This window comes from Ruegeria lacuscaerulensis (assembly GCF_013033355.1).
Taxonomy (GTDB): Bacteria; Pseudomonadota; Alphaproteobacteria; order Rhodobacterales; family Rhodobacteraceae; genus Ruegeria; species Ruegeria lacuscaerulensis_A.
This window is the reverse complement of record NZ_WQDY01000003.1, coordinates 481,005-499,495: the sequence shown is the minus strand read 5'-3', so window position 1 is coordinate 499,495 and position 18,491 is coordinate 481,005. Positions and strand designations below refer to the sequence as shown.

General features: G+C 57.5%; 14 protein-coding genes and 1 tRNA gene. 8 read left to right on the top strand and 7 right to left on the bottom strand.

Annotation, left to right across the window (positions count from 1 at the left end; translation table 11 throughout):
* Positions 1-239 precede the first annotated feature (239 nt).
* Entirely contained in the window at positions 240-1,427 is a 1,188-nt protein-coding gene (locus GOW48_RS08580; RefSeq protein ID WP_170752950.1) for a pyridoxal phosphate-dependent aminotransferase, read from the top strand.
* A 6-nt stretch (positions 1,428-1,433) separates the two neighbouring features.
* Here GOW48_RS08580 and GOW48_RS08575 read toward each other — a convergent pair whose 3' ends face one another.
* A complete protein-coding gene (locus tag GOW48_RS08575) occupies positions 1,434-1,952 on the bottom strand; it encodes an outer membrane protein (RefSeq protein ID WP_234899347.1) in 519 nt (172 codons plus the stop codon).
* A gap of 414 nt (positions 1,953-2,366) precedes the next feature.
* Between GOW48_RS08575 and GOW48_RS08570 the strand changes: the two genes are divergently transcribed.
* The gene (locus GOW48_RS08570; protein WP_170752946.1) at positions 2,367-3,911 is read left to right on the top strand and encodes a trimethylamine methyltransferase family protein; all 1,545 of its coding nucleotides are present in this window, start codon (positions 2,367-2,369) and stop codon (positions 3,909-3,911) included.
* Between the two features lie 300 nt (positions 3,912-4,211).
* On the opposite strand, the gene GOW48_RS08565 is transcribed toward GOW48_RS08570, so the two are convergent.
* Positions 4,212-7,826, bottom strand: a complete 3,615-nt coding sequence (locus GOW48_RS08565; RefSeq protein WP_170752944.1) for a vitamin B12-dependent ribonucleotide reductase — start codon at positions 7,824-7,826, stop codon at positions 4,212-4,214.
* Positions 7,827-8,385: 559 nt separating this feature from the next.
* On the opposite strand from GOW48_RS08565, the gene GOW48_RS08560 reads away from it, so the two are divergent.
* The gene (locus GOW48_RS08560) at positions 8,386-8,796 is read left to right on the top strand and encodes a hypothetical protein (RefSeq protein ID WP_170752942.1); all 411 of its coding nucleotides are present in this window, start codon (positions 8,386-8,388) and stop codon (positions 8,794-8,796) included.
* Positions 8,797-8,803: 7 nt separating this feature from the next.
* Here GOW48_RS08560 and GOW48_RS08555 read toward each other — a convergent pair.
* The 4 genes from GOW48_RS08555 to pdxH all read right to left on the bottom strand — a co-directional run bounded on the left by GOW48_RS08555 (position 8,804) and on the right by pdxH (position 10,652).
* A tRNA-Pro gene (locus GOW48_RS08555) sits at positions 8,804-8,880 on the bottom strand.
* A 43-nt stretch (positions 8,881-8,923) separates the two neighbouring features.
* Positions 8,924-9,391: a DUF192 domain-containing protein gene (locus GOW48_RS08550; RefSeq protein ID WP_170752940.1), complete on the bottom strand. Its 468-nt coding sequence runs from the start codon at positions 9,389-9,391 to the stop codon at positions 8,924-8,926.
* 6 nt (positions 9,392-9,397) lie between these two features.
* Positions 9,398-9,904 carry a cold-shock protein gene (locus GOW48_RS08545; protein ID WP_174821856.1) on the bottom strand — a complete coding sequence of 169 codons (507 nt, stop codon included), beginning with the start codon at positions 9,902-9,904 and terminating at the stop codon, positions 9,398-9,400.
* A 142-nt stretch (positions 9,905-10,046) separates the two neighbouring features.
* Positions 10,047-10,652: a pyridoxamine 5'-phosphate oxidase gene (gene pdxH / locus GOW48_RS08540; protein WP_170354283.1), complete on the bottom strand. Its 606-nt coding sequence runs from the start codon at positions 10,650-10,652 to the stop codon at positions 10,047-10,049.
* A 136-nt stretch (positions 10,653-10,788) separates the two neighbouring features.
* On the opposite strand from pdxH, the gene fabI reads away from it, so the two are divergent.
* The 5 genes from fabI (at position 10,789) to trpE (ending at position 16,797) form a co-directional block, all read left to right on the top strand.
* Positions 10,789-11,595: an enoyl-ACP reductase FabI gene (gene fabI, locus GOW48_RS08535; protein WP_170354284.1), complete on the top strand. Its 807-nt coding sequence runs from the start codon at positions 10,789-10,791 to the stop codon at positions 11,593-11,595.
* 5 nt (positions 11,596-11,600) lie between these two features.
* A complete protein-coding gene (gene gpt / locus GOW48_RS08530; protein WP_170354285.1) occupies positions 11,601-12,110 on the top strand; it encodes a xanthine phosphoribosyltransferase in 510 nt (169 codons plus the stop codon).
* A 67-nt stretch (positions 12,111-12,177) separates the two neighbouring features.
* A complete protein-coding gene (locus GOW48_RS08525; RefSeq protein WP_170752938.1) occupies positions 12,178-13,353 on the top strand; it encodes an aminotransferase in 1,176 nt (391 codons plus the stop codon).
* 79 nt (positions 13,354-13,432) lie between these two features.
* Positions 13,433-15,274 carry a peptidyl-prolyl cis-trans isomerase gene (locus GOW48_RS08520; RefSeq protein ID WP_170752936.1) on the top strand — a complete coding sequence of 614 codons (1,842 nt, stop codon included), beginning with the start codon at positions 13,433-13,435 and terminating at the stop codon, positions 15,272-15,274.
* Between the two features lie 11 nt (positions 15,275-15,285).
* The gene (gene trpE / locus GOW48_RS08515) at positions 15,286-16,797 is read left to right on the top strand and encodes an anthranilate synthase component I (protein WP_170752934.1); all 1,512 of its coding nucleotides are present in this window, start codon (positions 15,286-15,288) and stop codon (positions 16,795-16,797) included.
* 35 nt (positions 16,798-16,832) lie between these two features.
* Here the strand turns inward: trpE and GOW48_RS08510 are convergent, their stop codons facing one another.
* Entirely contained in the window at positions 16,833-18,332 is a 1,500-nt protein-coding gene (locus tag GOW48_RS08510) for a divergent polysaccharide deacetylase family protein (protein WP_170752932.1), read from the bottom strand.
* Positions 18,333-18,491: the final 159 nt, after the last annotated feature.

The window sequence follows — 18,491 nt, the reverse complement described above, 5'->3', positions numbered from 1 at the left end:
GCGTGGCGTCTCGCGTTGGCGCGGGCTTAGCAACTTGTCTCAGGGATGAAAACGAAAGAAACTGGCCCGCTTGATAAATCAGCAGGAAATGCAGCAGGTAATGATGCAGAACGTCAGTTTCATAGAGTTTGGTTATCATGCGGGCATTGTTCCGCCAAGCCCCTGTTTTCACGCTGCCTCGAATTGACATTCACAAAACGCTCTGGCCCTTTCGGCTACAAAACAGGCAGAGGCGCATCATGAAACTGTCACGGCGTATTAAGCAATTGACCAGAGGCGACGGCGACGGGTGGGACGTATTCTACCGCGCCCGACGAATGATAACCGAAGGCCTTGCGGTTACCGAACTGACCATTGGGGAACATGATATCCGCACAGACCCGTCAATTCTGCGTGCGATGAATCAGTCCGCCCGACAAGGCCATACGGGATACGCATTGGTGCCCGGTACGGATCTGCTGCGCGATACAGTAGCTGCGCGCGTTCAAACGCGAACCGGTGTTCCCACCACACGTAACAACGTATTGATTACACCCGGTGGTCAATCGGCTCTGTTCGCGGCCCATATGGCGGTTTGCGATCCGGGTGATGTTGGCCTGTACCTGGACCCGTACTATGCCACCTACCCTGGAACGATCCGCGGCGCCGGCGCCATCGACCGGACGGTTCAAACCACAGCCAAGGCAGCCTTTCAGCCAGACCCCCAGCAGATCGAAGCCGCCTCTGACGGTGCGGTTTCGTTGCTCATCAATACGCCAAACAACCCTACCGGGGTCGTGTATTCCCGCCAGACCCTCGAGGGCCTGGCCGATGTCTGCCGTAAACGCGACCTGTGGCTGATTTCCGACGAAGTTTACGACACGCAGGTTTGGGATGGAGCGCACATCTCGCCCCGCAGCCTGCCTGATATGGCGGACCGCACTTTGGTCGTTGGCTCAATGTCCAAATCGCATGCCATGACGGGCTCTCGATGCGGGTGGGTCGTCGGACCTGAAAAAGTGATCTCTTATCTGATCACATTGGCCACACACACGACCTACGGCGTACCCGGCTTCGTTCAGGACGCGGCTCATTTTGCGCTGACCGCCGGAGATGAACTTGAAAACAGCATCGCGTCTCCGTTTCGCCGCAGACGGACGCTGGCAGTCGAAATTCTGAGCGCGCAGACCACAGTCGGTTTAGTGCCCGCGCAAGGCGCGATGTACCTGATGCTGGACGTGCGAGCGACCGGACTCAGTGGTTTAGAGTTCGCAAATGCACTGTTGGATAAACGTCGAATCGCAGTGATGCCTGGTGAAAGTTTTGGCACTGCTGCTAAAGGACATATTCGCGTGGCCATGACAATCGAAGACGTGCGCTTTGCGTCTGCTTTAAAAACCATATGTGATTTCGCGAAAGAGTTGGCTGACCAGAATGCAGCAGAGTAGCCGTGGTCAGAACCGAAAGGTCGTTCTCAAATTGAACACGTTGGAATCGAGGCCGCCTTCGGAACGGGTCACGTCGTCAAAGTTCTGACGCAAAGCCTCACCACTGATGACAAATCTATCGGTGACCGGATAGGCAACACCGATTCCGTAGACCGCAGCCGTGTCATTTTCGACCGACGAATCTACTCGTGCGGCTCCCACAACTACATACCCAAGCGCAGATCCGAAATCGTACCCGCCACGCAGTTTCACGCGGGTCATGCTGTCCAGGCTACCTTCGTTCTGGCCCAGATTCAAAGACAGCCGATTATACTCAAGCTCGCCTCCCAGAACGAAATTCCCAAAATCGTGGTCATACCCGACATGAGGACCGAAGCTAGAATCACTACCGCTTGCGCCGTTCCGACCATCTGCATCCGCATAACCAAAGCTGAATCCTGCATAAGCCCCGCTCCAATCCTCGGCAAAAGCCGAGATGGTGCCGGTCAGTGTCATCGCGACAATGATGGGCAGCAGATGGTTCATTAGACTACAAAAGCCTTTCATCAAAACATTCGAGTATTCTTTTCAGAGTGCCATACAACTGGAAGCCAATCGTTAAAAATCAATTGAGATCACGAATTGCTGCTAAATAAGTGACCGAAGTATAACAGATTTCCGGATCAAACGGGTAATTTCTTTACCTAAGGTAATCTATGTGCCGAAAAACTCAGGTTTGTTTCGCTTTTGGTCATCGAAGTCGCAAACAGAACAGAATGAGGCGACCCGACTTGGAACACTGCACGCCACAAGGTGAGGAGCCTCATGCACAGTGACGTTTGGAAGATCCGGCTGATCAGCCGCACCATCGGTGCGGATCGTGGTCGCGCGGCCCGAGGGCGACCAGTCCGGGATTGAACCGCCCTTAGACCACTCGCAACTCACCAATCGGACTTTGATATGAACGACCAATCGCGTACCTCCTCTCGCAGCGGCGGCCGTGCCGCACGTCGCGCGGCCCGTGCCTCGGCCCTTCCCGACCACTTGCGCCCCGTTCGCCCTGGCCTTGAAGGCGGAACACTGAAACCGCTCACCCCTCGGCAGGTTGAACAGATACACGAGGCCGCGCTGACCGCGCTTGAAACGATCGGGCTTGCGGACGCGCCGCAAAGCGGGATTGACTATCTGGTCGGCGCTGGATGCACCTTGGGCGACGACGGGCGCATTCGCTTTCCGCGGGCGCTGGTCGAAGACACGATTGCCAATGCCAATCGTTCCGTGACCCTGCACAGCCGTGATGGGCAGATGGATCTCGATCTGTCGGGCACGCGCGTCCACTATGGCACCGCGGGCGCTGCTGTCAGCATGGTCGACGTCCATGGTCGGGAGTATCGGGACTCGACCGTTCAAGACCTGCACGATGCAGCACGGATTTGTCAGCAACTAGATAATATCCATTTCGTTCAACGCCCTATGGTGTGTCGTGACATCACGGACAACATGGAGATGGACCTGAACACCGTGTACGCCGCCTGTTCTGGCACGTTCAAACACATCGGCACGTCGTTCACAGAGCCCAGCCATGTCGCCCCAGCGGTTGAGATGTTGCACATGATTGCGGGCGGAGAGGATAAGTGGCGCGAGCGACCATTTGTATCGAACTCGAACTGTTTCGTTGTTCCTCCGATGAAATTCGCCACCGAAAGCTGCGAAGTTATGGAGGAGTGTATCAGGGCAGGAATGCCGGTACTGTTGTTGTCCGCAGGTATGGCCGGTGCGACGGCCCCCTCGACCATCGCGGGCGCAATCACACAGGCCACCGCCGAATGCCTGGCCGGACTGGTTTATGTAAATGCCGTAAGCCCCGGCGCACCTGCAGTTTTTGGCACCTGGCCCTTTGGGTTGGACCTGCGAACCGGCGCTATGTCCATAGGCTCGGGCGAGCAAGCCCTACTGACTGCCGGATGCGGACAAATGCACCAGTTCTATGATCTTCCCGGCGGCGCGGCGGCCGGCGCATCGGACTCGAAAATGCCAGATATGCAGGCCGGCTGGGAGCAGATGTGCTCGAATGTCATGGCGGGATTATCTGGCGTGAATATGGTGTACGAGGCCGCTGGAATGCACGCCTCATTGCTGGGTTTCTGTTTTGAAAGCCTGATCCTAGGGGATGACATTATAGGACAGGCGCAGCGCTGTGTTCGTGGGATCGAAGTCACGGATGAAACACTGGCGCTCGACCAGATCGCCGAAGTCTGCATGGGCGGCCCGGGCCATTACCTCGGCACCGATGCAACGCTAAGCCGAATGCAAGCGGATTACGTGTATCCGACTTATGGCGACCGCACGTCTCCCAAAGAATGGGCCGAATTGGACAAGCCTGATCTGATCGCCAAGGCCACGGCCCGGAAAGAGGAAATCTTGTCCACGCCGTCACCCGCACGGTTCGATCCCATGCTGGACGCGGCCCTTCGCGAGAAATTTAACATTCACTTGCCAACGTAAGTCTATGAAAAAAAGGGGGCCGAGGCCCCCTTTAAGTTTCGCCATCCAGGCTCATATCGTTGACCGCCCGGTGTTTTTTTGCCTGCGGCCTGGACTGCGCATGGGACGAGCGCACCCGTCCCGTGAGAGAGTGGGAAAGAGCAATATTCCGCCCCACCCTGTTCCCGGCCGACACGGGCATGTCGGCCGAGTGGAAAAAGGCATCGTCGGTAAGTCTCGGCGCCTTCTTCCGTATTCGTCGGGACCGGGCATTCGGGGGAAAGCCCAGGTCCCTACACCCCGCCTGACGGGGCGTTTGCCTTAGCTACACCCGCTGGTCGCACCGCAGGTGTTGCATTTCATACAGGTGCCATTGCGCACCAATGTGTAGTTTCCGCATTCACCACAGGGATCGCCCTCGTACCCTTGCATCTTGGCTTTGGTGCGGGCGTCCATGCCGGTCGCAACTGCAGTTTCAGCAGGCGCTTCGAACACGGCGGCAGGTTCCGCCACTCCGGTCGCATCTGCTTGCGGTGTGAACACGGCCAGATCCTGCGGCAACCGCTTGCGCAGATACCCGGTCGAGCTGATTTGCTTCAATACTTCCAATGACTTGGAGGCCGCTGTTTCGCTGATTTCCGAGACGTTCGAAACACCCTCTTCCTCGCCTCGGCCGATATCGTCAAAGGTCGCGCCTTCGGGCTTCACATGGGCCAAATCAGTGCGGTCCAGATAGCTGACGGCCAGCTCGCGGAAGATGTAGTCTAGGATCGACGTCGCGTTCTTGATCGAGTCGTTACCCTGCACCATCCCCGCCGGTTCGAACTTGGTGAAGGTAAAGGCGTCCACGAACTCTTCCAGCGGAACGCCGTATTGCAGGCCGACCGAGACCGCGATGGCAAAGTTGTTCATCATGGCCCGGAAGCCAGCGCCTTCCTTGTGCATGTCGATGAAAATTTCGCCCAGCGAGCCGTCCGAGTATTCACCCGTCCGCAGATAGACCTTGTGGCCGCCCACGATGGCTTTCTGAGTATAACCCTTCCGACGCTCGGGCATCTTTTCGCGGTGCGAGCGGACGATTTCCTTGACGACGACCTTCTCGATGACCTTCTCGGCCAGCACGGCAGCTTTTTCGGCCGGTGTGCCGCTTTCCAGAACCTCGGCGGCCTCATCATCATCCTCAACCAATGCAGCGGCCAGAGGCTGAGACAGTTTCGAGCCGTCGCGGTACAGCGCGTTCGCCTTCACACCCAGCGACCACGACAACTCATATGCCTTCTGGCAGTCTTCGATGGTCGCGTCGTTCGGCATGTTGATCGTCTTCGAGATCGCACCCGAGATGAAGCTCTGCGCCGCCGCCATCATGGTGATGTGGCTATCAACCCCAAGGAAACGCTTACCTTTCTTGCCGCACGGGTTGGCGCAATCGAAGATGGAATAGTGTTCCTCTTTCAGGTGCGGCGCGCCTTCCAGCGTCATGGTTCCGCAGACGTGATCATTCGCCGCTTCGATATCCGCGCGGGTGAAACCCAAGTGACGCAGAAGGTCGAAAGTCGGGTCATTCAGCTTGGTGGCCGGGATGCCCAGAACGCCGGTGCAGAAATCCTCGCCCAGTGTCCACTGGTTGAAGACGAACCGGATGTCGAACGCGCTTTCCAGCGCAGCGTCCACTTTCGCCAGCTCATTCGGGCCAAAGCCGTGGCCAGTCAGTGAGGTATGGTTGATCCCCGGCGCGTTGCCGATGGTGCCATGACCTACCGCGTAGCCCACGATCTCTTCGATCTGAGACGAGGAATAGCCCAGCTTCTCCAGCGCCGAAGGCACCGAACGGTTGATGATCTTGAAGTAACCGCCGCCCGCAAGCTTTTTAAACTTAACCAGCGCAAAGTCCGGCTCAATCCCTGTGGTGTCGCAATCCATCACCAGACCAATGGTGCCGGTCGGTGCGATCACAGTAGCCTGCGCGTTGCGATACCCGTTCTTTTCGCCGAGGCTTAGCGCCTCATCCCAAGCCGACATGGCCAAGTCGATCAAACGCTTGTCCGGGCAATTGCCGTGGTCCAGAGGTACCGGCTTCACTGCCAGCTTCTCATAGCCCTCCGTGACACCCTGCGACGCGCGGCGGTGGTTGCGGATGACACGCAGCATGTGGTCCGCGTTGCGCTCATAGCCCTTGAACGCACCCAGCTCACCGGCAATTTCCGCCGAAGTCGCATAGGCCACACCAGTCATGATCGCGGTAAGCGCGCCGCAGATCGCCCGACCCTCATCCGAGTCATAGCTGTAGCCCATGTTCATCAACAGACCGCCGATATTCGCGTAGCCCAGACCCAAGGTACGGAAATCGTAAGACAGTTGCGCGATTTCCTTCGACGGGAACTGCGCCATCGTCACCGAGATTTCCAGCGTCAGGGTCCACAGGCGCGAAGCGTGCATATAGTCCGCCGCCTGGAACTCACCATCCTTGAGGAAGGTCAGCAGGTTCATCGACGCTAAGTTACAGGCCGTGTCATCGAGGAACATGTATTCCGAGCACGGGTTCGAGCCGCGGATCTCACCATCTTCAGGGCATGTGTGCCATTCATTGACGGTGTCGTGGAACTGGATGCCCGGATCGGCACAGGCCCATGCAGCGTGACCGACCTTTTCCCACAGATCGCGGGCCTTGACGGTCTTGGCGACCTTACCATCGGTGCGGTTGATCAGCTCCCAATCGGCGTCTTTTTCGACGGCGGTCAGGAACGCGTTGGTCACGCGGATCGAGTTGTTCGAGTTTTGGCCCGAGACGGAGCTGTAAGCTTCCGAATCCCAGTCCGTGTCATAGGTCGGGAATTCGATGCTGTCGTGGCCTTGCCGCGCATAATCCAGCACGCGCTTGATGTAAGTCTCGGGGATTGCGACCTTTTTGGCCTCGCGCACAGCGGTCTTCAGGCTGTCATTCTTGTTCGGATCATAGGCGTCATCGGCGGCGCCGTCCCAAGAGCGGATGGCCTCGAAAATGCCGTTCAGCATCTTCTCGTGCATCTTCGATCCGGCAACGATCGAGGCCACCTTTTGCTCTTCGATCACCTTCCACTCGATGAATTGCTCGATATCGGGGTGATCTGCATCGACGATTACCATCTTTGCTGCTCGACGGGTTGTACCGCCTGATTTGATCGCGCCAGCGGCGCGGTCGCCGATCTTGAGAAAGCCCATAAGACCCGAGGACTTGCCGCCGCCTGACAGCGCCTCGCCTTCCGCGCGCAGATGGCTGAAGTTGGTCCCGGTGCCCGAGCCGTATTTAAACAGGCGCGCCTCGCGCACCCACAGATCCATGATGCCGCCTTCGTTCACCAGATCATCATCGACGGACTGGATGAAGCACGCGTGCGGCTGCGGATGTTCGTAAGCGGATTTCGACTTGGTCAGTTTGCCGGTTTTATAGTCGACATAATGGTGACCCTGCGCAGGACCGTCGATACCGTAAGCCCAGTGAAGGCCCGTATTGAACCACTGTGGCGAGTTCGGCGCGGCGCGTTGGGTCGCCAGCATATAGCGCATCTCGTCAAAGTAGGCGCGTGCGTCTTCCTCGGTCGAGAAATAGCCACCCTTCCAGCCCCAATAAGCCCAGGCACCAGCCAGTCGGTCAAACACCTGTTTCGAAGACGTTTCTCCGTCGAATTCTGCACCCTCAGCCGGGACCGAGCGCCACAGGAATTCGGGCACGTCTTTTTCCTTAACTTTCTTAAGCTTGGTGGGCACACCGGCTTTGCGGAAGTATTTCTGAGCGATGACGTCACTGGCCACCTGACTCCAGCTTGACGGCACTTCGATATCATCCAGCCGGAAGACTATCGTGCCATCAGGATTCCGAATCTCAGACGTTGCGGAAACAAAGTCCAAATCCGCGTAGGCATCTTGTCCCGATTTAGTGAATTTCCTGTCAATCTGCATGTCCGCCGCCCTAGATTCAATCAACTTGTCCCTTAGTGATTGACCCCCAAATCAAGGATCGCCCACCTGCCAAAAAATTCGGGCGCAATGAACCCTGCGCTACCCGCGGCAGCGCAAACCCGTCCAAACGGCTGCACGTTACTATTATGTGCTTTCCGACCCTCGCCCTGTGCCCAACACCGGTTTTTCTACCAGATTTAGTGGCACCACATTCGGCCCATACAATCTGGCGTATTCAGCCATAGATCGTCAACGTCATTTTTCGGTCATTTTTGAAATCTTTTTTGTTGACCGGATTGTAACGCCTTCGTGAAACGAGGTGTTTCCCGATTCCTCCACAAGTTCGTCCACCGGTATTGGTCATCCCCCGACTAAATCTAACGCGCAATTAACTGTGATTTCCGGCACAGTTATCGGCATTTGATAAACCTGCGTTAAGGTATTTAAACTGAAACAGAATCAGCACGGCCCATATCGGACAAGCACATCCGGGCATACCGCGCCAAACGACAGATCGAGGATACAGGAATTGATACCGAGGCTTGGAATCCTATCCCTAATGGGCCTGATCGTGGCGTGCACAGCACAAGATGTGCCCATTCCAACCCGCAGTGCACAGTTTCAAGACTATCCAAAGCGTCTGTTCGATACGTTTGAAGTCAGCTGTAGCGGTCCAGGAGAGCAGTTCGAACGGGTCGGGAATCAAGTGTTTGAATGCACCGAGCTTTTGCCTCCGGACACGACTGCTTATCTGATTCTCAACTACGAGGGATATCCGCAGGACTTGCCTCAAAGTGTCATGCGCCTGACATCGACCAAAAACACTGCTGGCTATCGGATCGATGCCGAGGTGTTTTTTAATGTCCCCCAAAGGACAGGCCCGCCTGTGCAGGTGCCAGTCGAAAGCAAGACTCTGGATAAAGCGCTAAGTGCGCTCTACCAGGCAATGGGGGGATCACCAACATTGTAAGAAGAAGTGGTCGGGGCGGCAGGATTCGAACCTACGACCCCCTGTACCCAAAACAGGTGCGCTACCAGACTGCGCCACGCCCCGGACCGTGCGCCTTCCTAAACGCGCTGTTCTGATTTGAAAAGCCCTAACAGGGCCAAATTGCAGGACCTTGTGAAAAAACTTCGTGCCGCATCTGAGTTCCGGGCGAGATCAGGTAACGTTCGGCCAGCCCTGCATTGATTTCCAGGACCGCATAAACCGAATCTCCCCCCTCAATCGGAGTCAGGTCGCCAGGAATGGCGTTGCTGTGGACATGTACGACCGACCCACTGCGATCCAAAAAAATCATATCCAATGGAATCAGCGTGTTTTTCATCCAGAACGCGACGGGCTGAGGCGGATCGAAAATAAACATCATCCCTGCCCGTTGGGGCAAAGACTCGCGGAACATAAGACCCTGTGCTCTTTCCTGAGGGCTTACAGCCAGCTCGATATCGAAACTGACCTGGGATTTGTCATTTTTTAATGTAACCCGGTCGGGGCTGCATGCGGCAAACGCTGAACTCGTCCAAAAAACTGCAATAGTCGTCAGAACCGCCAGCCGCCCTTTCATGGTGATTCAGTCGTCCAGCGCCGCTTCCCAGGCCATGACCTGAGCCGCCATACGTCCGCGTTTTCCATCAATGACACGCATCGCAAGCGCTTCTCCGGGTTGAAGGTCGGCCAAACCTGACCGACGCAATACCTCGATATGCAGAAACACATCCTCACCGCGACCAAAGACGTTGGCAAACCCGAATCCCTTGCCTTTGTCGAACCATTTTACCCGTGCCGCCTCAAGTGGGGCTTGGGCGATCTCAACCGGGTCAAGTTCCGCGAAGTCCGCCAACAACATCGAGTCGGCTCGCGCAGGCGGATCAACGCTAATCACTTCAACTGCCTGGACACCCCGATCCGTGCGATGCGTCATGATCTCGATCCCGGCGCCATCAGCCACCGAACTTTGACCGAAATTGCGCAACACGTTCACATGCAACAGAATATCAGGACCGCCTTCGTCAGACACAACGAACCCGTAACCTTTGGCGGGGTCGAACCATTTTACGTGCCCGCGAACGCGGTACATGTTGTTCAGATCTTCTGGCACGGTGTTTCCATCGCGAGTTTTTTCAATTTGTTAAGGGTCCGATGTGTATGGGATTGGCACACAAATTCAAGCCGAAAAAACCCTTTGATCTCTGAGTGTTGCATTTCACGATACGCGAAAGTCATGGATTCAACCTTTGCACTTGCCACCCAGAGCCCGCTTGATCGCGCCGCCATTGGAACCTGTCATGCAGCCGAAACGCACCGTCGGCCCAGAATTCTATTTCGTTTGGTTCCAGCCTATATCCGCCCCAAAACGGCGGACGCGGAGGGTTCGGACCCAGTTTTGCCGTAACTTTTGCAACTTCGGCCATCAAGGCCGATCGGCTGCTCAGGGGGCGTGACTGTTTCGAAGCCCAGGCCCCAAGACGACTTTTGAGTGAGCGGGACGCATAGTACTCGTCAGCCTGCGGCCCGGTTTCACGCGTAATTGTACCACGAACTCGGATTTGACGCCGCAAAGATTTCCAATGCATCACGAAAGCTGCCTTGCCAGCGCTGTCCAGCTCTGCTGCCTTTGCACTTTCATAGTTTGTATAAAACACAAACGCATCCCGCTCGATCTCTTTGAGAAGGACCATCCGCACATTGGGCAACCCTTCAGAGTCTACGGTCGCCAAGGCAATCGCATTAGGATCATTTGGTTCACTGCCCTTGGCGTCCTCCAGCCACCGAGTCGCGATTTCAAACGGATCGGTGCCAGCAAAAATGCCGTCTCTTTCACTCATTTCCATCCCCTGGAAACTCTTGCTAACCACACTACGGCCAGAACCCGCCACGAGCAAGAGCACACGGCCTTGATGCAGGCCATCCAATGGCATAAACCATCCAGACATAATGCGAAGGACAGGCGGAGAACCGAACATGTCAAATCAGTTGATGGCCGGCAAGCGCGGCCTCATCATGGGACTGGCCAATGACAAATCAATCGCATGGGGGATTGCCCGCGCATTGTCCGACGCGGGGGCCGATCTTGCATTCTCATATCAGGGCGACGCGCTGAAGAAACGAGTTGACCCTCTGGCCGCTCAGCTTGGTAGTGAGATTGTGCTGCCTTGCGACGTCAGTGACGAAGAGTCGATTGACGCGCTGTTTGCGGCGCTTGAAGAAAAGTGGGGCAAATTAGACTTTGTCGTCCACGCCATTGGCTTTTCGGACAAGAACGAGCTTCGCGGTCGGTACGTGGATACGTCTCGTGCCAACTTCAAACTCACCATGGACGTTTCGGTCTATTCTTTCACAGCGGTGATGCAACGCGCCGAGAAGATGATGACCGACGGCGGCAGCGCGATCACGCTGACGTATTACGGGGCCGAGCAGGTCATGCCGCATTATAACGTCATGGGTGTGGCCAAGGCGGCACTGGAAGCGTCGGTCAAGTACCTTGCCGAAGATCTGGGCAAAGACGGTATCCGCGTCAACGCAATCTCGGCCGGCCCGATCAAGACGCTGGCCGCCAGCGGCATCGGCGATTTCCGCTATATCATGAAGTGGAACGAGTATAACTCGCCCCTGCGTCGCAATGTCTCCATCGACGATGTTGGCAATTCGGCCTTGTACCTGTTGTCTGACCTCAGCAGTGGCGTGACCGGTGAAAACCTGCACGTGGATTCGGGTTATCATATTGTCGGTATGAAGGCCGTCGATGCACCAGACGTTGAGAAGGGTTAACACCGATGAGCGCCAAAGACCGCCTACCCCACGAAAAAGGCTTTCATATCAGTTGGGATCAGATTCACCGTGATTCCCGTGCTTTAGCCTGGCGTCTGGACGGGCAAGGCCCCGATGACGGCGCGTGGCGCGCTGTGGTCGCAATTACTCGCGGCGGCATGGCGCCTGCTATGATCGTCAGCCGAGAGCTTGATATACGCACCGTCGATACAATCAGTGTTCGCTCCTACCACCACCAAGAACAAGGCGAGGCGGAGGTTTTGAAAGCCCCCGATGCTCAGTTGATGGGCGATGGTACCGGCGTGCTGATCGTTGACGATCTGGTCGACAGTGGAAAAACGCTGGAATTGGTGCGTGCGATGTACCCCAACGCACATTTTGCCACCGTTTACGCTAAGCCCAAGGGCCGCCCGATGGTGGATACATTCATCACCGAGGTCAGCCAAGATACCTGGATCTTCTTCCCTTGGGATATGGCCCTACAATATGTCGAGCCCTATCGCGGCACGGACTGATCCGTAGCCTCTTCCGCCGAAAATACTTGGGAATGCGAGGCAACGCCTCGCAAACAGCAGCCACGCCATGACACAGACCCGCACCAGCGCCACTTTTCCTCCTCCGGTGATGGAGGCGCGTCGCTGGCTTGAAGGCGTGGACTTCCCCGAAAACCGCCCCCTGATCAATGTCAGCCAAGCGGCCCCTGTTGACCCGCCGCCACTGGCCTTGCGTCAGGCAATGGCGGATTTCGCGGTCAATACAGATGCAGCGCATTTGTATGGCCCCGTTCTGGGTAATCCTGACCTGCGCGAGGCGCTGGCTACACAAATCAGCCAGCACTATGACGCCGAAGTACAACCATCCCAGGTGGCGATCACCTCGGGGTGCAATCAGGCTTTCGCCGCGGCGATCTCGGCGCTGACTGATGAAGGGGATGAGGTTATCCTGCCAACCCCATGGTATTTCAATCATAAAATGTGGCTTGATATGGCCGGGGTGACGGCGGTCGACTTGCAAACCAATGACGACCTTCTGCCTGACCCCGACGCCGCCCGGGCGCTGATCACGGATCGAACCCGCGCAATATCATTGGTTACTCCGAACAACCCCGGCGGTGTGGAATATCCATCCGATCTGGTCCAAGCCTTTTACGATCTCGCCCGCGAAACCGGCATCCGGCTGCTGGTCGACGAAACATACCGCGACTTCGACAGCCGCAGCGGTCCGCCGCATCGCCTGTTCAGCCAGGCCGACTGGGATCAAACGCTGGTTCACCTGTATTCCTTTTCCAAGGCCTATCGGCTGACCGGCCACCGCGTCGGTGCAATCGCGACAAGCCCCGACCTTTTGGCCGAAATCGAAAAGTTTCTGGATACAGTCGCCATCTGCCCTGGCCAGATGGGGCAGTTTGCGGCGCTCTGGGGGATGCAAAACCTGTCCCAGTGGGTTGCGGGCGAGCGGGATGAGATCCTTGATCGCCGTGTCGCTATCCAAGAGATGCTGCCGCGCCTGACCTCAAAAGGCTGGCGCCTGCTGGGGCTGGGCGCGTATTTTGCCTATCTCGAACACCCGTTCGACATGCCTTCGGACGTATTGGCGCAAAAACTGGTTTCCGAGGCAGGCATTCTGTTGCTGCCGGGAACGATGTTCATGCCCGACACAGACCCGGCTGGAAAGCAGCAAGTCCGAGTGGCTTTTGCCAACCTGGACCGCGCCGGACTGGCGCAATTGTTCGACCGGCTCGAAGCGTTGACCTTCTGAGCTTGCCCCTCGGCGGCGCGCATCGTATTCAGGGCCGCAACCGACAGGGCAGACCTTTGCCACAAAACAAGAGGGCACCATGGCCGCAGGCGTAAAAAAGCTATCGAAGACCTTTGTCTGGATCCTCATGGGCCTTTTGATGTTGGGGCTCGCAGGGTTTGGCGCAACCAGCTTGTCCGGCACAGTGCGCACAGTCGCACAGGTCGGGAACGAAAGCGTCTCGGTCGATGAATATGTCCGCGAGCTGCAACGCGAAATCCGCGCCGTGGAACAACAGACCGGTCAGCCGCTGCAGATCGCGCAGGCACATGAATTCGGGTTGGATCAGTTGGCACTGTCGCGTCTGACGGCGCTGGCGTCGCTGGACAATGAAGTTGGGCTGCTGGGCATCTCGATCGGGGACGCAAACCTGCAACAGGAAATTGTCGCAATCCCGGCCTTTCAGGGGATCGACGGGAACTTTGACCGCGACGCCTATGAATTCCAACTGGATCAGGTAGGAATGTCCGATGCCGAATTCGAATCCGACCTGCGCAAAGAGTCGGCTCGAACCATCGTTCAGGGCGCGGTCATGGGGGGTATCGAAATGCCCGAAACCCTGACGGATGCGATGATGAACTTTGTTGGCGCGCGGCGCAGCTTTACAGTGGCAACGCTGGGTCCGGACGCACTGGCAGCGCCGATTGCAGCGCCGACAGACGCGCATATTCAATCATATTACGATGAAAACGGGGATCTGTTCACCCTGCCCCGCACCAAGAAGCTGACATATGCGATCCTTTCTCCGGAGATGTTGCTGGACAATGTAGACGTTGACGAAGACTCGGTCCGCCGTCTGTATGACCAGCGCGCTGGCGAATACCTGCAGCCCGAACGCCGTCTTGTCGAACGCCTGCCCTTTGCGGATGAAGCCGCCGCCGAAGCGGCCAAAGCGCAGCTTGAGGTTGGTGGAACAACCTTCGAGCAATTGGTGCGTGAGCGCGAGCTTGAACTGAGCGATGTTGATTTAGGCGACGTCACCCGCGACGATCTGGGGGACGCAGCTGACGGCGTCTTTGCTGCCGATCTGGACGCCGTGGTTGGCCCGCTTCCGTCCTCTCTGGGGCCGGCTCTGTTCCGCATCAATGGATCGCTGGCTGAAAACAACACCTCATTCGAAGACGCCGCCCCAGCCCTGCGCGAAGAGCTGGCCGCAGATCGCGCGCGTCGCCAGATTGAGGCGCAAGCCGAAGACATCAACGACCTGCTGGCAGGTGGTGCCACGCTTGAAGAGCTTGTCGGCGAAACAGAGATGGAATTGGGTCAGATCGACTGGACCACGCAAAGCGAGGACGGGGTTGCGGCCTATGATGGGTTCCGCACTGCTGCACTAGCCGTGAACGAGGGCGATTTCCCCGAGGTCGCGTTCCTGGAAGACGGCTCGATCTTTGCGATGCGCCTGAACCAAGTGTTACCTCGCCGCCCCGAACCGCTGGACAGCGCGCGCGACCGTGTAATCGCCGCATGGACTCAGGCCGAGACGAACAAGGCGCTGGAGGAGCAAGCCGCAACTGTCCTTGAGCAGCTTGAGGGCGATGGCGATTTCACCGCAACGGGTTTGCCATTCCGGGTCGAGAACGCCCTGACGCGTACAGCATTCCTTGAAGATGTTCCTGCCGATTTCATGGTTCAGGTGTTTGAAATGGAGCCCGGCGAACTGCGTGTTGTTTCCGGTGAGGGTACTGCTCTGATCGTCCGTCTGGAAGAGCTGCTGCCGCCAGATGAAACAGACGAACTGCGGCAAGCCCGAGAGGCCCTTGCTGCGCAGTTGGACCAGGCGTTGGCACAGAATATTTTCGACGCTTTTGTCCGCGATGCGCAGGTTCGTGCACGACCAACCGTGGACCAGCGTGCCCTGAATGCCGTTCAGGCGAGCTATTAAAAGAGACCGATATGGCCCTTACCCCTGAGTTTGACAGTTTCGCTCGCGCCTACGAGGCTGGCGAAAATCAGGTAGTCTATACGCGCCTTGCGGCTGATCTGGATACGCCCGTTTCCCTGATGCTCAAGCTGACGGGCGCGCAAAAAGACGCGTTCATGCTGGAATCGGTTACCGGCGGAGAGGTACGCGGGCGCTATTCGATCATTGGTATGAAACCGGATCTGATCTGGCGCTGCCAGGGCGACGTGTCCGAGCTAAACCGGTCGGCGCGTTTCGACCCCGAGGCGTTCCAGCCTCAGTATGGCAACCCGATGGATAATTTGCGGGCACTGCTGGCTGAAAGTCGGATCGCTCTGCCCGATGATCTGCCTCAGGCTGCCGCCGGGCTGTTTGGTTATCTGGGTTATGACATGGTGCGCCTGGTCGAGTATCTGCCAGACGTGAACCCTGACCCACTGGGGCTACCAGATGCGGTGATGTTGCGTCCCTCGGTCGTGGCCGTTCTGGACGGCGTCAAAGGTGAGGTGACCGTTGTTTCCCCCGCATGGGTCAGTGAAGGTCAGTCCGCCAAAGCGGCTTATGCCCAAGCGGCCGAGCGCGTGATGGATGCCGTTCGCGATCTGGAACGCGCCATGCCCGCTGAAACCCGCGATCTGGGCGACGCGTCCGAAGTGGCCGCGCCTGTCTCGAACTTCACCAAGTCGGGCTATATGGAAGCGGTCGAGAAAGCCAAAGACTATATCCGCGCAGGCGATATCTTTCAGGTGGTTCCGGCCCAACGTTGGACGCAGGATTTTCCGCTGCCGCCTTTTGCACTGTATCGGTCGTTGCGCCGCACGAACCCGTCGCCCTTCATGTTCTACTTCAACTTTGGCGGTTTTCAGGTCGTGGGCGCCAGCCCCGAGATTCTGGTGCGTGTCTTTGGCAATGAGGTCACGATCCGCCCAATTGCAGGCACCCGTCCCCGTGGCGCGACCCCCGAGGAAGACAAGGCGAACGAGGCCGATCTGCTGGCCGACAAGAAAGAACTGGCCGAGCATCTCATGTTGCTGGATCTGGGCCGCAATGACACGGGCCGCGTGGCCAAGATTGGCACCGTGCGACCCACCGAAGAATTCATCATCGAACGCTACAGCCACGTGATGCACATTGTGTCGAACGTGGTCGGTGAACTGGCCGAAGATAAAGACGCGCTGGATGCGTTCTTTGCCGGGATGCCTGCAGGCACGGTTTCAGGCGCGCCCAAGGTCCGCGCGATGGAGATCATTGACGAATTGGAGCCGGAAAAGCGCGGTGTCTATGGCGGCGGGGTCGGATATTTCAGCGCGGGTGGAGACATGGATATGTGTATCGCCCTGCGCACAGCGATTGTGAAAGATCACAAGCTGTATATTCAGGCCGGCGGCGGTGTTGTCTATGACAGCGACCCCGAGGCGGAATTCATGGAGACCGTGCACAAATCCAATGCCATCCGACGCGCGGCTGCTGATGCTGCGCGCTTTACGGGACCGGGTAACAGCTAATCAAACGGCTGGCCAAACCGGCCAGCCATACGGGCTTATTGGACGGCTTGTTTCATGACAGCGGAAATCGGTGCCATGGCCACACGCCCTCCGCGGTCTTCAAGGGCCCAGACAAGCAAGGCCGAGATGGTGTCAGGGCGCAACCGTCCCAGCATGACAACCGTCCCCTCCTGCCCGGCCCGGAATGCGGCCTGATCCAGAAAGCGGCGCATGATCTTTGGGTCCTGACGTGCGCCGTCTATGTCTCGGAAAATCACGCTGGACGGCGTCCCATTGCGGGCAGCCAGCTTCTGAACCGTGTTGAGGCCGTTGTCCTGGGTGATCAAGCCACGGCCTGTCCCGGCAGCAATAGCGGCAACCTGATCAGCCAGCTTGCGATTGCCCTGAATGCCTGTCTCGACCCCTTCGAGAATACCGACCGTTTCTGGCAAGGTCTGCAACCATACGGCCATTGACACTTCGGCATCCTGCGCACTGGCGGTTTTAGGAAGATCCGCCATCGCAAGAACCTCGAAACCTGCAGAGCGATGTCTGGCCATCTTGTCGGCAGCGTCGGGGTCGGAGGGGCTGACGGCAAAGCTGATCGGATACGGGAAATCCTGCAACGCTTCGGCACCATAAGCGCCTTCGTCGTCAATCAGGATAATTGACATCAGCGGTTTCGCGTCGGGGTTATCGAATTTGGCCGCATAGGCTTCGATCGGTTTTCCCGGCACCGCAGTCTGACCTGATCCGACCTGATCAGCCAGAGCGTTGTCCCGTTCGGTCAGCGGGACAACGCGCCGACCAACCGTTGATCCCCCCGCGCCGTTTTGGTCGCCACCGATCTGTGGAACGGCTGCGATGCGCGGCAGAGAGCGGTTGAGGTCCGTTTCATCACCCTCAACCGCGATGGGATTTTCTTCAGGCAAATCTTCCTTCGGCTCAAGCGCGGCAATTTCCGGCAAAGGCTCTGCTTCTGTACTTTCCGATTCAAAGTCAGGGGCCGGTTCCAACTCGGCAGCCTGGGATTGGTCTGGTTCCGGCTCGACAGACTCAGGCTGGGGCTGTTCGACAGGTACTTCTAGTGCAGCGACTTCCGGGGCTGGAGGGGCTGGGGGCTCCTCAATCAATTCGGGCTGCCCTTCGGCAATAGGTGTATCTGGCAAAACTGCAGGCGCTTGCGGCTGAACAGGTGCCTCACTCGTCACTGCCACCTCATCAGGTTCGACGACGGCTGCCTCTTCGACAACAGGCGCGGATTCGTTGACCTGCGGCTGATCATCCGGAGCCTCTTCAATTTCGGAAAGCCCTGCCAGCGTATCTGCTTGTTGATCGGTTGGTTCAGGCTCTGCCGCGGGCAAAGTGACCAAATCGGCATCTGCAATGGCTTCGGGCTTGTCTGCCTCGACCTCGGGTACTTCGCTTGGTGCAGGTTCGGGTGCAACATCCGCAACAACGGGTTTGCGCGACAGGGGCGTGGTTAGAGACAACGCCGCTCCCAACAGCATTATCACGACCGCACCTGCGATCATCCCTCCTAGAAATCCGCCCATTCTAATTGCCTTTCGACTAATTCCTGCTTCGATTGCCTGCGTCGTCTTCTGCGACACTCACCCGCAAGCGCGCATGGAACCGGATGTCCTCTTGACGCTGCCTCGCAAGCCTGAGCATGTATGTCCCGACATTATATCGCGGCTCGGGGCTGTATCGCC